We start from the raw sequence: 13,693 nt of genomic DNA, 5'->3' as shown, positions 1-13,693 counted from the left end.
TTCAGATCAAATGGGGTCTTGTCCCGCATAGGGATCAGATAGGCCAAGCTTCGCCAAAATGCGAGTCTCCAGCCCCTCCATTCTTTCGGCTTCGCTATTATTCATATGGTCGTAGCCGAAGAGATGCAAGAAACCATGCACCATCAAATGCGTCAGATGGTCGTCGAAACTCTTTTCCAGATCGATCGCCTCGCGCTCCACAGTCTCCCTGGCGATGATGATATCACCCAGCATAGGACCTGGCTTGCCGCCGGGCTGAAGCGGGAAGGCCGGGAAGGACAACACATTCGTCGCCTTGTCCTGCGAGCGCCACTCCGCATTGATCTCGCGGATTGAAGCGTCATCGGTAAAGACCAGCGACAATTCAGGAGCCATTTTTGGAAATCGCTGCTTCTCGTATTTCCTGAGATAATTTGCAGCTTCGCCTAGCACGCGCTCGGCAAGCGACTGCAATACCTCTTCGGAAGGCCAATCGCCCTCCTCCACGCTGATCTGTATATCGAGTTCGGCCATGAGCTTTCGTAACCGCAGATCAGATCTGCGGATCGTTTTCCTCTGCCTTTGCGGCATAGGTGGAATCATAGGCCCGAACGATGCGCGCCACCAGCGGATGGCGGACGACGTCCGTATCCTTGAAGCGGACGATGGTGATGCCCTCGACGCCATCCAGCAGCTGCAGCGCTTCCACCAGGCCGGACTTGACGCCGCGCGGCAGGTCGATCTGGCTCGGATCGCCGGTCACGATCATCCGCGAGTTCTCGCCGAGGCGCGTCAGAAACATCTTCATCTGCATGGATGTCGTATTCTGCGCCTCGTCGAGGATGACGGCGGCGTTGGAGAGTGTGCGTCCACGCATGAAGGCGAGCGGCGCGATCTCGATGACGCCTGCGGTGATGGCGCGTTCGACCTTGTCGCCCGGCATCATGTCGTAGAGCGCGTCATAGAGCGGACGCAGATAGGGATCGACCTTTTCCTTCATGTCGCCGGGCAGGAAGCCCAAGCGCTCGCCGGCTTCGACGGCCGGACGCGACAGGATGATCTTTTCCACGGCACCGCGCTCCAGAAGCTGGGCGGCGTGTGCCACGGCGAGATAGGTCTTGCCCGTACCGGCAGGGCCGACGCCGAGGACGAGCTCGGACCGTTCCAGCGCCCGCATATAGGCATCCTGCGTCGGCGTGCGGGCGATGATCGTCTTCTTGCGCGTCGAAATCTGCGCCATCGTCAACTTGGCTTTTCTCTCCATAGTCGGCAGCGTCAATTGATCGTCGGCGGCAACCGCCATGCGGATTGCCCCTTCCACGTCGGATCGCTCTACATTGCCGCCTTTTTGCAGCTTGTCATAGAGGTAATCGAGTGTCCGGCGTGCCTGATTGGTGGCCAGCACGTCGCCCGCTATGACGACGGAATTGCCGCGGGCGCGGGCATCGATGCCGAGCCGCTCCTCGAGCAGCTTCAAATTCTGGTCGAACTGCCCGAAAAGTTCGCTGGCGAACCGATTATTCTCGAACGTCAGGGTGAAGTGATTGGCGTCGCTCGCGGTGCGGGGCTGGCGCGATGAAGAAGAAACCAATTCCTGTCCGTTCAAGCGGTGCGGCTCCTTGTGCCCGTCCGGAACCTAGAGCAATTCAGCAAAAAGGCTGTTCGTGCTGGTTCCGGTGATTCGTACGTTAATAATGTCACCGATTTGCGATGCTTTTGCATCAACATTCACAGATTGCAGCCAGGGAGAGCGTCCAATCAACTGGCCTGGCATCCGGCCCGGCTTTTCCAGAAGGATATCCACTGTTTTGCCCACACAGGCCTCGGCAAACGCATGCTGCTGCCTCAGCAACAATGCCTGCAAACGCTCCAGTCGTTCGGTTTTGACCTCTTCGGGCACCTGATCCTTCAACTCCGCGCCGGGCGTACCCGGCCGCGTGGAATATTTGAACGAGAAGGCCTGTGCATAATTCACCTCCTCGATCAGTCTCAATGTATCCTCAAAATCCTGATCTGTCTCCCCCGGGAAGCCGACGATGAAATCGCCCGAAAGGGCGATATCCGGGCGTGCAGTACGGATCTTCTCGATGAGCGTCAAATATTCCGCAGCCGTATGCCGGCGGTTCATGGCTTTCAGGATGCGATCCGAACCGGCCTGAACCGGCAGATGCAGGTAGGGCATCAGCGTGCGCAAGTCGCGATGCGCGCCAATCAGCCGATCGTCCATGTCGCGCGGGTGGCTGGTGGTGTAGCGCAGCCGCGCGAGGCCGGGGATTTCCGCCAGGCGATAAAGGAGATCGCCGAGGCTCCAGGCTTCGCCCTTCGGGCCGATGCCATGCCAGGCATTGACGTTCTGGCCGAGCAGCGTGATCTCGCGAACGCCGCCATCGACCAGCTTTTCGGCCTCTTCGACGATCTGCGAGACCGGGCGCGAGACCTCGGAGCCGCGGGTATAAGGCACGACACAGAAGGTGCAGAACTTGTCGCAGCCTTCCTGCACCGTCAGGAAGGCGGTAACGCCGCGGGCGCGGATCTTCGTCTTCTCTGCGATCGGCAGATGCTCGAACTTGTCCTCGATCGCATATTCCGTATCGACGACGCGCTGGCCTTCCTTGGCGCGGCGAAGCGCGTCCGGCAGGCGATGATAGGTCTGCGGGCCGATGACGACATCGACGGCAGGCGCGCGCCGCAGGATTTCCTCGCCCTCGGCCTGCGCGACGCAGCCGGTGACGCCGATCATCATCTCGCGTCCGTCGGCAGCCTTGCGCTTCTTCATCTCGCGCAGGCGCCCAAGCGCGGAATAGACCTTTTCGGCCGCCTTCTCACGAATATGACAGGTGTTCAAAAGGACGAGATCGGCCTCTTCCATGTCCTCTGTCGGCTCGTAGCCGTCGCGGGACAGCGCATCGCTCATCCGTGTGGAATCATAGACGTTCATCTGGCAGCCGTAGGTCTTGATGAAGACCTTGCGGCTGTTGGAGCCATCGCGGGGACCGAGCTGCAAAGCGTCGGTCGCCGGGGCGTCGAGGGTCAGGCTATCCTTGGTCATGGGCCGCTATGTAGTGGCTTTTGCTTTCGGAGAAAATGAAAAAGTTGGAATCACCTGGAAATCAGGCGATCTCGCGACCCAGCAGCCGGCTGGCGAGCATCGCTCGGATGCGCCGCGCAATGGTGGCGCTGACTTCCTTGCGGTTGGTGCCGGCACGATAGTCGACCGCCTGGCCGAAGCAGACATCGACATCGATGGCACCGCACTGGATGATGCCCTTCAGGTGCGGCACGAGCTCGATATCGCCGGGCCATGCCGTCAGCGGGCGATAGTAGCGGCCCATCGGCGTTCCATGGACGCGGGTATAGGCGACCGCGACCGGCTGAACATGCACGACGGCATCCGGCGCCTTCGGCAGGGCGGCAGCGGCCGCGCCGAACAGCGAGGATTTGACTTCAAGCAGCCGATTGCCGTCGGACGTGGTTCCTTCAGGGAACAACACCATGATTTCGCCGTCGGCCATGCGATCGGCAATCTCGTTCACCTGCTCGCCGGTCTTGCGCTTCTGCTCGCGCTCGACGAACACGCTCTTCTGCCACTGCGCAAACAGGCCGAAAATCGGCCAGTCGCGCACTTCCGACTTAGCGATGAAGGCAACGTCGGCCACCGCCGAGAGTACGAGAATATCGAGCCAGGACGAATGGTTGGACGCCAGCATCAACGGCCGGCTCGTCTCCATCTTGCCGACAACATGGATGCGTACGCCAAGCCAATAGCAGACGATGCGATGCCAGTAGCGCGGCAGATAGCGCCTGAGCTTCCAGTCGAAGCGCAGGCAGAGGATCTGCAGCGGCAGCATCACGGCGCTGACGATGCCAATGACCACGGCCGCACAGCCGATGCGCAGCCAGGTCATCAAATCGCTCGCTCCTGCATGAAAGCCTTCACGTCAACCTTCGTCCTTCTTCAGCGGGATGCCGTAAAGCTCCAGCCGGTGGTCGACGAGTTTGAAGCCGTGTTCGCGGGCAATGCGCTCCTGCAATGCCTCGATCTCCGGCGAATGGAATTCGATCACCTTGCCGCTCTTCAGATCGATGAGGTGATCATGATGCTCTTCCGGCACGGTTTCGTAACGGGACCGCCCATCGCGAAAATCGTGGCGGGCGAGAAGGCCGGCATCTTCGAACAATTTGACGGTGCGATAGACCGTCGAGATCGAGATTTTCGCATCCACCTCGACCGACCGCCGGTATAACTCTTCGACATCGGGGTGATCCCCGGAGCTCTCGATGATGCGCGCAATGATCCGTCGCTGCTCCGTCATGCGCATGCCGCGCTCGGCGCAAAGCTCCTCCAGGGATTTTACGGCGTCTTCCATCAATCGCTGTCTTCGGTCTGCTGGGACTGTGACAAGGGGCCAGAGCGCCGAATTGCCGCTCTATCTATTTGTTTTGCCGCATTTGTGCGACGCCAGATGATGCCACCTGGCTGCAAAATGCTCTAGCGAAGAACGCGGCGCATGACAAGCGCCGTCGACTTCTGGCCGTCTTCGCCGACATAATAGGCCTTGCGCTCGCCGACGGTCTCGAAACCGAGCTTGCGGTAGAGGCCGAGCGCCGGCTGATTGCCGCCGTCGACCTCCAGGAACATGGTTTCGCCGCCACGGCTACGGGCCTCGCGAAGAGCGGCCTGCATCAGCCTCCAGCCGAGACCGGAGCGTCCGAGCTTGGCGTTGACGGCGATCGTCAGGATTTCGCCCTCCCCCGCAACATGCCGCGCCAGCACGAAGCCGGGAAGCGCCTTCTTCAGGATGGCATTGGTCTGGCGGGCGACGAAGCCGAAGGTCGTTTCCTGCCCAAGGAGGCTCTGAAATTCACTCTCGTCCCAGACCCGCGGGAACCGCTCGCCATGCAGAAGCGCCACCTCGGCGCAATCCTTCGGCTCCATCGGGACGATTTCGTATTCGGCTTTCAAGGTCAGGTAGGATTCGAGCATGTCTATTGCCTGGCAATTGCGTATCCGGCCTGCGGTCTGGCATCGGGTCCGCGAAGATAAAGCGGCTTCGGCTTTTCGCCGGCAGGCTTGCCAGCGCCCAGCCGGGCGACGGTGGCAATCGGAAATGCGTCTGGCCGCTCCGCCGGCGGCGCGTCGCTCAACCGGGCGACGGCCGTTCCGGTGACCATGCCATCGAATGCGCCGGCGATTGCCCGCGCTTCGTCGATCGTCACGGCCCGAGCCTCGTCCAGCGGGTTGCCATCGGCAGCGAAGCTTTGGAGATAGATCTCCTCGCGCTTGGCATCGATGGCAGCCAGAACCGACTTGCCCGGATTCTGCGCTCTGGCAGTCGCCGCCATGACCTCGAGGGTCGTGACGCCGATTGCCGGAACATTGAGGGAAAGTGCAAAACCGCGTGCGGCTGCAACGCCGATGCGGATGCCGGTGAAGGAACCGGGGCCAACGGTCACGACGACACGCTCGATCGCCGAAAGCGCCGTACCGGCTTTCGCCAGCGCCTCGTCGACAACGTGCATCAGATGCTCGGCATGGCCTCGTCCGATCGTTTCCGTGACCTCCCCCATCACAGAATCACTGCCGCTATCATACACAGCGGCAGCGCAATCCACACCTGCCGTGTCGAGCGCCAGTACGATCATGTCAATTTTTCCGTTAGGCCGGGATTAGACGGCTTCGACTTCCTGCACTTCCGGGACGAAATGGCGCAGCAGGTTCTGCACGCCATGCTTCAGCGTTGCCGTGGAAGACGGGCAGCCCGAGCACGAGCCCTTCATGTTTAGGTAGACCTTGCCATCGCGGAAGCCGCGGAAGGTGATATCGCCGCCATCCTGGGCAACGGCCGGGCGCACGCGCGTATCCAGCAGTTCCTTGATGGTCAGCACGATCGCCTCGTCGCCCTCGTCGAAGAATTCACCGCCGGCATCCTGCACTTCGGACAGCACAGACGCCGAGCCCATGACCGGCTTGCCGGACATGAAATGCTCCATGATCGAACCGAGGATGGCGGGCTTCAGATGCTGCCATTCCTGATTTTCCTTGGAGACGGAAATGAAGTCATAGCCGAAATAAACGCCGATCACGCCCGGGATTTCGAAGAGGCGGCCAGCGAGCGGCGAAGCTTCGGCTTCTTCGGCGCTGCGGAACTCGGCCGTGCCGCTTTCCATCACCACTTTGCCCGGCAGGAACTTGAGGGTCGCGGGGTTCGGCGTCGCTTCGGTCTGAATGAACATCTTGATCTCCATGCGGCGGGCGAAAACCCTGTCCCGACTTTAGAATATTTCAAAAGAAAATAGGCCTTTTGGCCATTCTATTCAAGAGAGTGTTTCTCAAGAAATGACACACGCGATCAACTCAGCGCGTCGATTTCCTCGTTGCTCAGCGTATCCGGAAGCACCGTCACCGGGATCGGAAAGGCAGCGGCACGACCGGCGATCGACGAGACCAGCGGGCCAGGTCCCTCCTTCGCCGAACCTGCGGCAAGCACGAGAAGCGCGATGTCCCGGTCATCCTCGATCACCGCATTGATCTGCTCTGCGGCCGATCCCTCGCGAATGACGATCTCGGGATCGATGCCGATATTTTCGCGGACGGTCTGCGCTGCCTTTGCGGTCGCCGACTCGGCCTCCTCGCGCGCTTCCGCCCGCATGATCTCCTCGACGCCAAGCCATTGCTGGAAATCGCCCTCGGGGATCACATAAAGCAGCACGAGGCCGCCATTGGAATTCTTGGCGCGCCGTCCGGCATAGTGAACGGCACGCTGGCATTCGGGCGTGCCATCGATGACCGCCATGAACTTGCGGCGATGACCTTCGAGCCGTGAGAGACGTTTTGAAACCATAGGCCGACTCTGACACCCGAAGGCGATGTTTTGCAAGTCCCCGTTTCGTAACGGGAGCCCTCTATTACGACAACATCAATAGAGAAAGCCGATAATGTCGCGAATCTGCTTCATGGTCACGTCGGCGCGGGCACGAGCACGGGCGCTGCCATCGCGGAGCACCGCGTCGATATGGCCGGGATCGGCCATGAGGCGGCGCATTTCCATCGTAATCGGCGAAAGCACATGCACGGCCAGATCGACCAGCGCCGGCTTGAAGACGGAGAACTGCTGGCCGCCGAACTCGGATAGAACCTCAGCTTTCGACTTATCGGCAAGAGCCGCATAGATGCCGACCAGATTGTCAGCCTCGGGGCGGCCGGCAAGACCGGCGGTTTCGCTCGGCAAGCCATCCGGATCGGTCTTGGCCTTGCGGATCTTCTTCGAGATGTTTTCCTCGTCATCGAGCAGGTTGATGCGCGAAAGGTCCGAGGCGTCGGATTTCGACATCTTCTTCGTACCGTCGCGCAGCGACATGACGCGCGGCGCCGGGCCATCGATCAGCGGCTCGACCATCGGGAAATAGGCATGCACCGGCTCGTCGCCGACGGTGATGTCGATGCCATAGCCCGTGCGGCGGATATGCTCCATGTAGTCCAGATTGAACTTCATGGCGATGTCGCGGGTCAGCTCCAGATGCTGCTTCTGGTCGTCGCCGACCGGAACATGGGTGGCGCGATAGAGCAGAATGTCGGCGGCCATCAGGCTCGGATAGGCGTAAAGGCCGAGCGAAGCCTGCTCGCGATCCTTGCCGGCCTTGTCCTTGAACTGCGTCATGCGGTTCATCCAGCCGATGCGGGCGACGCAGTTGAAGATCCAGGCAAGCTCGGCATGGCCGGGCACGGCCGACTGATTGAAGACGATGTGCTTTTCCGGATCGATGCCGGCGGCAAGGAAGGCCGCGGTGATCGAACGCGTCTGGTTCGGCATGTCCTCATGAACGAGCTGCGCCGTCAGCGCATGCATGTCGACGACGCAGTAGATGCAGTCGTTGTTTTCCTGCAGGGCCACGAACTTGCGGATTGCGCCGAGATAGTTGCCGAGATGGAGATTGCCGGTGGGCTGGACGCCGGAGAATACGAGCGGCTTAAATTCGGTCATGTCGTCCTCAAAAGGCTTGTGGAGGGCCTGGGCGAGCGGCGCTCGACCCTTGGTTTCGAGCGGCTTATGCACGGCGGACAGGTTGGGATCAAGAGGCTATATGAGGCTGCATCAGGAAGAATGCTGGATCAGATCCCAGGTGTTGCCATAGGGATCGGCGAAGACTGCCACGGTGCCATAGACCTCATGGCGCGGTTCCTCCAAAAAACGCACGCCCTTTGCTTTCATCGCGGCATGATCGCGAGCGAAATCATCGGTCTTGAGAAAGAAGCCGACGCGGCCGCCGGTCTGGTTGCCGATCGCGGTGCGCTGGCTATCGCTGGCGGCCTGGGCGAGTAGGAGCGCGGCCCCTTCCCCGCCTTTCGGCCTCACGACGATCCAGCGCTTGCCCTCCGGCTGCACCTCGTCCTGCAGGCAATCGAAGCCGAGGGCATCGCAATAGAAGGTCTTGGCACGATCGTAATCGTCGACAACGAGGGTGACGAGGAAGAGGGATTGAGGCATAGGGGCTCCGCGAACAAAATAAACTGCGCATATGTGGAGGGTGCGCACCCCCTCTGTCCCTATCGGGACATCTCCCCCACAAGGGGGGAGATCGGTAGCGTGTGGCACCTACTCATATCTAATCATTAACGTGCTCATAGGGGTGGGCCTACTGGTTTACAAAGGGCGCGGCAAACTCCCAACAATCTCCCCCTTGTGGGGGAGATGTCGCGGCAGCGACAGAGGGGGGTTACGCGATCTCAGCTCGCGCGACAGCCGGCGTCGCTGTCTACTCCCCGTTCACCACCTCGGCATCCGGCGCTGGCTTCGCCCGCTTGCGCTTCAAATTGCGGCGCACCATGCCCAAATCCACGCCGCCGATCAGGAAGGCGACAATGAAATACACTGCCATCGCAATCAATATGAGCAAACCCAGGACGCCGGTCTTGGTGAGCAGCGTCGAGCCGGACCCCAGAAGCGGCTCCCACCGATGAGATAAATATAGGATGACGCCACCCATGACGGCGGAGGAGACGAGCAGCATGGCGGTGCGTCGCACCAGCGACCATTCCCAGACGAGATGCCCGCGGCGATAGAGCGTAACGAAGAGCTGTACAGCGTTCAGCCATCCGGCAACCGCTTCGGCGAGCGCAATGCCGCGTTCGGCCAGCACCGGGAAAAGCAGGATGGACAGCGCCGAATTGACGGCGACCGCGACCGCCGTGTAGCGCATCGGCGATTTTGTATCTTCTCGGGCATAAAAGCCGGGCTGCAAGGCCTTGATCAGCACGAAAGCCGGCAGACCCAAGCCGAAGATGGCGAGGATGGAGCCGACCAGCGTTGTATTGTTCGCGTTAAAGGCGCCGCGCTCGTAAAGCACGCGGATGATATCGTCGGAGAGCAGCCACAGGGCGACAGCAGCCGGCAGGGTCAGGAACAGCACGAATTCGATCGAGCGATTCTGGATATTGGCGGCTTCCTTGATATGGCCCGACTTCAGCGAACGCGCCAATTCCGGCAAAAGCACGATTCCGACCGCGACGCCGACGACGCCGAGCGGCAGCTGGTAGATGCGGTCTGCATATTGCAGGGCAGCGATCGCGCCTTCCTTGCCCGAGGCGATCGCCTGGCCGATCACCAGATTGATCTGAGTGACGCCGCCGGTGATGGCTGCTGGGATCGCAAGAAGCAGGAGCCGCTTGACATTGGGTGTGAAGCGCGGAAAGCGCAGGCCGATACTGATGCCGGCATGACGCACGCCTATATAGACGACGGCCAGCTGCAGCACGCCTGCCACCAGCACCGACCAGGACAGATACCATGCGGTGGTCAGCGGATCGGCGCCGAAATAGATCGCGTAGAACAGCGCGCTGATCATCACCAGGTTCAGGAAGATCGGAGCCACGGCCGCGGCGAAGAAATGATGCAGCGAATTCAGCATGCCGCTCATCATCGCCGTCAGCGACATCGACATGAGATAGGGGAACATCACGGCCGCCAACCGGACCGTCAGGTCGAATTTCTCGGCATCGTCGGCGAAACCAGGCGCGATGACCCAACGCACCAGGAGCGGCATGGCCAGTTCCATGACGATGGTGATCAGCAGCAGGACCGAGAAGAGAACGCCGAACACTTCTTCCGAGAAGCGCTTGGCGCCGTCGATGCCATTCGCCTCGATTTCCTTGGCAAAGAGCGGCACGAAGGCGGCGTTGAAGGCGCCTTCGGCAAACAGACGGCGGAAGAGGTTCGGAAAGCGGAAGGCGGCGTAGAAGACGTCTGCCATCGGGCCGGTGCCGAGAGCAGCGGCCATCAGCGTTTCGCGGGCGAAGCCGAAGATGCGGCTGCCAAGCGTCGCGCCACCGACCGTGATGAATTTCTTGACGAGGCTCATGCGGCGGAACCGGCTTTCTTCTCAGTGTCTGACTTTTCGACGGCGACGCCACGGGTGGCGGCGGGCGCGATGATGCCTGAAGGCATGCGCTCGCGCATCTCATCCTCCTCGCCGGCCATGACCGCCTTCAGGCGCGCGGTGATATAGGCTCGCTTGTTCTCGTTGGAAATCTTCTGCCCGACCAGATCGGTGACATAGAAGGTGTCGATGACCTTTTCGCCGAAAGTGGTGATGCGGGCCGACTGGATATCGAGCGACAGGTCCGAAAGGACGGCCGTGATTTCCGACAGCAAGCCGGGGCGATCGAGGCATTCGACTTCGATGACCGTGAACTTGTTGGAGAGGCTGTTGGTGATGATCACCGACGGCGGGATGACGAAAGCCTTGTTCTTGCGGCGGTTCTTCGTCCGGGTTGCGATGACCTCAGGCAGCCGCTTGCGGCCGGCCAGAACATCCTCGATCATCTTGCCGATGGTGGCGGCACGCCGCAGCTCGTCGGCGTCGTCGGGAAATTCGCGGCTGACATGGATGGTGTCGAGCGCGCGGCCATCCGATGTCGTGAAGATCTGCGCGTCCGCGATATTGGCGCCGGCCGCGGCACAGGCGCCGGCAATCACGGTCAACAGACGCGGATGGTCGGGCGATAGAACGGTGATCTCGGTGATGGCGTGGAAGCTGTCGGTGCGCACCATAGTGGCAAGCACCTTGTCCGCCTTGTCCGACTGGCGAATGAACTGCGTGTGGCGGACCTGGTCCTCCAGCGGCACGGACAGCAGATAGGGCTGGTAGTGCAGCTTAACGTAAGCCTTGCGATCCTTCTGGCTCCAATCCGAAAGGGCCTGTCCCAGCGCTTCGGCGGCCGCCTCGGCCCGCTCCTTGCGCGACACTTCGGAGAAGCCGCCCGCCAACAGCAGTTCGGTCTCGTAATAGAGCGTGCGCAGCAGCTGGCCCTTCCAGCCGTTCCAGACGCCGGGGCCGACGGCGCGGATGTCGCAGACGGTGAGGATCAGTAGCATCTTCAGCCGGTCGAGCGACTGCACCCGGTCGGCGAAATCGATGATGGTCTTGCGGTCGGTCAGGTCGCGCGTCTGGGCGACCATCGACATGGTCAGATGCTCGGCAATCAGCCAGACCACCAGCTCCGTCTGCTTCGGCGAAAGGCCGAAGCGTGGGCAGAGCTTGCGTGCAACCGCGGCGCCGGCTTCCGAGTGGTCCTCCTCGCGGCCCTTGGCGATGTCGTGCAACAGGACGGCGACATAGAGCGCATCGCGATCCTCGATATTGGGCATCAGCTTGTTGGTCAGCGGATGGATATCCTCGGCCTTGCCCTTGTCGATCTCCGACAGCACCTCGACGGCGCGGATCAGATGCTCGTCCACTGTATAGTGGTGATACATGTTGAACTGCATCATCGAGACGATCTTGCCGAATTCCGGAATGAAGCGGCCGAGCACGCCGGCCTCGTTCATGCGGCGCAGGATCAGAGCTGGATCGCGCTTCGAGGTGAGGATGGAGAGGAACAGCCGGTTCGCCTCCTCGTTCTCCCGCAGATCGTTGTCGATCAGGTTCAGCGACCGCGTGACGCGTTTCAGCGCATCCGGATGGAATTCCAGGCCATTGATGTCGGCAACGAAGAACAGCCGGATGAGGCTGACCGGATCGCGCTTGAAGACGTCGGGATTGGCAAGCGCGATGCGGCCGCGATCCTCGACGAATTCGACGGTGCCGGCGATCTTGCGCGAACGGTTGGCAAAGCGGCTGATGACGCCGGTGAGCCCGGGGGTGGCTTTCGCCTGCTGGTCTTCAAGTGCGGCACAGAGGATGCGGGTGAGATCGCCGACATCCTTGGCGACGAGGAAATAGTGCTTCATGAAACGCTCGACCGCCGAAAGGCCGGGGCGGGCATTGTAGCCGAGGGCTTCTGCGATATCGCGCTGGATATCGAAGGAAAGCCGCTCTTCCGCCTTGCCCGTCAGGAAATGCATGTGGCAGCGCACGGCCCAAAGGAAGTCCTCTGCCTTCTGGAAGAGGCGATATTCCTGCTTCGAAAGCACGCCGAGCTTCACCAGTTCGGCGGGATCGCGGACGTGGTAATAATATTTCGAGATCCAGAACAGCGTGTGCAGGTCGCGCAGGCCGCCTTTGCCTTCCTTGACGTTGGGCTCGACCAGATAGCGGGTGTCGCCGGCCTTGCGATGACGTACGTCGCGTTCGGCGAGCTTGGCGGCGATGAATTCCGGACCGGTATTGGTGACGATTTCCTTATCGAAGCGCGCCTCCAATTCCTTGGCGAGCGGCGCATTGCCGCAAATATAGCGGGTCTCGAGAATGGCCGTGCGCACCGTCATGTCGGATTTGGCCTCTCGGATGCACTCCTCGACCGTGCGCGTGGCGTGGCCGACCTTGAAGCCCATGTCCCAGAGCATATAGAGGATGAATTCGACCGCCTTGTGCGTGTCGCTCTCAGGCTTCGGCTGGAAGAGGAAGAGAAGATCTATATCGGATCCCGGCGCCAGCGTATCGCGGCCATAGCCGCCGACCGCCGTCACGGAGAAGGCACCCGCCTGCTTCGGATAGACGTGACGGACGGTGAAGTCGTAGAGAATGGTGATGATCTGGTCCTGCAGCCAGGAAATCCGGTGCGCGCAATCGAGGCCGCCGCCTTCCTCAATCAGCAACCGACGCGCCGACTCGCGGCCTTCCTGGCTCGCCTTTTTCAACAGCGCCAGGAGAGCGGAGCGCTCCTCATTCTTGTCCAGGCCGCGTTTGGCGAGAGCCTCGCATTCCGCCCTTAGCGCGGAGACATCGAGAATGGTCGAAAAATCGATATGATGCGTTTCCATGCTGTGCCGATCGGCTTTCTGTTCACTGACAGCGGCCCGTTGCCGGTGCGCCTGTCTTCTCGTCTGCATGCGCTATAGCCCCTTTGGCCGGTGATTGACAAAGGCATTCTACGCCCGCGTCTCTCGAGGGTAGATTGCATGGAATCGACGATCCCTATGATGTCTACCAGGCCGACGTTGACGAAGCGTGACGGCAATCGACGCAGAAGCCGGCAGTTTTAGGGCCTTGCCGGCTCGATCACCCGCCTGAGCTCGTTCAAACTATATAATATGTTGCGCGACTGGGCGCCGATCTGCGTCACCATTTCGCGCTCGCATTCCCAATAACCGGCCTTGGCGATCTTCGAGCAGATGTCGGAAATGCGGCTGCAGGACAGAGTGATGTCAAGCAGGCCGCGATCGGATTCGCAGTCCGGGGGCTCCCCCTCGCCACAGATCTTGCCGCGCGCGGCGATCGGAGAGAAGCGCTCGCCCAGAATGCGGACTTCGGCGAGAAGAACTTCGAGATACATCAT

14 protein-coding genes are annotated in these 13,693 nt (G+C 61.0%); all 14 read right to left on the bottom strand.

Translation table 11 applies throughout. The features are described from left to right. Positions 1 to 6: 6 nt before the first annotated feature. The 14 genes from ybeY to PH552_RS20390 all read right to left on the bottom strand — a co-directional run bounded on the left by ybeY (position 7) and on the right by PH552_RS20390 (position 13,690). Positions 7 to 513 (bottom strand): rRNA maturation RNase YbeY, encoded by a 507-nt coding sequence (gene ybeY, locus PH552_RS20455; RefSeq protein ID WP_183762494.1) that lies wholly within the window; start codon positions 511 to 513, stop codon positions 7 to 9. A 19-nt stretch (positions 514 to 532) separates the two neighbouring features. After that, the gene (locus tag PH552_RS20450) at positions 533 to 1,585 is read right to left on the bottom strand and encodes a PhoH family protein (protein ID WP_113249827.1); all 1,053 of its coding nucleotides are present in this window, start codon (positions 1,583 to 1,585) and stop codon (positions 533 to 535) included. Between the two features lie 30 nt (positions 1,586 to 1,615). Continuing rightward, positions 1,616 to 3,028: a tRNA (N6-isopentenyl adenosine(37)-C2)-methylthiotransferase MiaB gene (gene miaB / locus PH552_RS20445; protein ID WP_183762479.1), complete on the bottom strand. Its 1,413-nt coding sequence runs from the start codon at positions 3,026 to 3,028 to the stop codon at positions 1,616 to 1,618. A gap of 61 nt (positions 3,029 to 3,089) precedes the next feature. Then, a complete protein-coding gene (gene olsA, locus PH552_RS20440) occupies positions 3,090 to 3,887 on the bottom strand; it encodes a lyso-ornithine lipid O-acyltransferase (protein WP_183762474.1) in 798 nt (265 codons plus the stop codon). A 30-nt stretch (positions 3,888 to 3,917) separates the two neighbouring features. After that, complete coding sequence (locus PH552_RS20435; RefSeq protein ID WP_112343661.1) at positions 3,918 to 4,346, bottom strand: Fur family transcriptional regulator; 429 nt, start codon at positions 4,344 to 4,346, stop codon at positions 3,918 to 3,920. 122 nt (positions 4,347 to 4,468) lie between these two features. Then, positions 4,469 to 4,963, bottom strand: coding sequence for a GNAT family N-acetyltransferase (locus PH552_RS20430; RefSeq protein WP_183762471.1), 495 nt, complete (start codon positions 4,961 to 4,963; stop codon positions 4,469 to 4,471). Between the two features lie 2 nt (positions 4,964 to 4,965). Beyond that, on the bottom strand, positions 4,966 to 5,622 hold the full coding sequence (gene tsaB / locus PH552_RS20425) for a tRNA (adenosine(37)-N6)-threonylcarbamoyltransferase complex dimerization subunit type 1 TsaB (RefSeq protein WP_112343659.1): 657 nt from the start codon (positions 5,620 to 5,622) through the stop codon (positions 4,966 to 4,968). A 24-nt stretch (positions 5,623 to 5,646) separates the two neighbouring features. After that, positions 5,647 to 6,213 (bottom strand): NifU family protein, encoded by a 567-nt coding sequence (locus PH552_RS20420; RefSeq protein WP_112343658.1) that lies wholly within the window; start codon positions 6,211 to 6,213, stop codon positions 5,647 to 5,649. Positions 6,214 to 6,329: 116 nt separating this feature from the next. Next, positions 6,330 to 6,821, bottom strand: a complete 492-nt coding sequence (locus PH552_RS20415) for a universal stress protein (protein WP_112343657.1) — start codon at positions 6,819 to 6,821, stop codon at positions 6,330 to 6,332. A gap of 75 nt (positions 6,822 to 6,896) precedes the next feature. Continuing rightward, a complete protein-coding gene (gene trpS / locus PH552_RS20410) occupies positions 6,897 to 7,961 on the bottom strand; it encodes a tryptophan--tRNA ligase (protein ID WP_112343656.1) in 1,065 nt (354 codons plus the stop codon). A 111-nt stretch (positions 7,962 to 8,072) separates the two neighbouring features. Beyond that, positions 8,073 to 8,465 (bottom strand): VOC family protein, encoded by a 393-nt coding sequence (locus PH552_RS20405; RefSeq protein ID WP_112343655.1) that lies wholly within the window; start codon positions 8,463 to 8,465, stop codon positions 8,073 to 8,075. Positions 8,466 to 8,733: 268 nt separating this feature from the next. Further along, on the bottom strand, positions 8,734 to 10,335 hold the full coding sequence (murJ, locus tag PH552_RS20400; RefSeq protein ID WP_112343654.1) for a murein biosynthesis integral membrane protein MurJ: 1,602 nt from the start codon (positions 10,333 to 10,335) through the stop codon (positions 8,734 to 8,736). Further along, positions 10,332 to 13,247 carry a [protein-PII] uridylyltransferase gene (locus PH552_RS20395; protein WP_112343653.1) on the bottom strand — a complete coding sequence of 972 codons (2,916 nt, stop codon included), beginning with the start codon at positions 13,245 to 13,247 and terminating at the stop codon, positions 10,332 to 10,334. The genes murJ and PH552_RS20395 overlap by 4 nt, the downstream gene beginning before the upstream one ends. A 149-nt stretch (positions 13,248 to 13,396) precedes the next feature. Then, positions 13,397 to 13,690 carry a hypothetical protein gene (locus PH552_RS20390; RefSeq protein ID WP_169644336.1) on the bottom strand — a complete coding sequence of 98 codons (294 nt, stop codon included), beginning with the start codon at positions 13,688 to 13,690 and terminating at the stop codon, positions 13,397 to 13,399. Between the last annotated feature and the right edge of the window lie 3 nt (positions 13,691 to 13,693).

The sequence above is a fragment of the Rhizobium aureum genome, assembly GCF_030182495.1.
Lineage (GTDB): Bacteria > Pseudomonadota > Alphaproteobacteria > Rhizobiales > Rhizobiaceae > Rhizobium > Rhizobium tropici_C.
The sequence above is the reverse complement of the archived record's forward strand: the minus strand, read 5'-3'. Positions and strand labels throughout refer to the sequence as shown.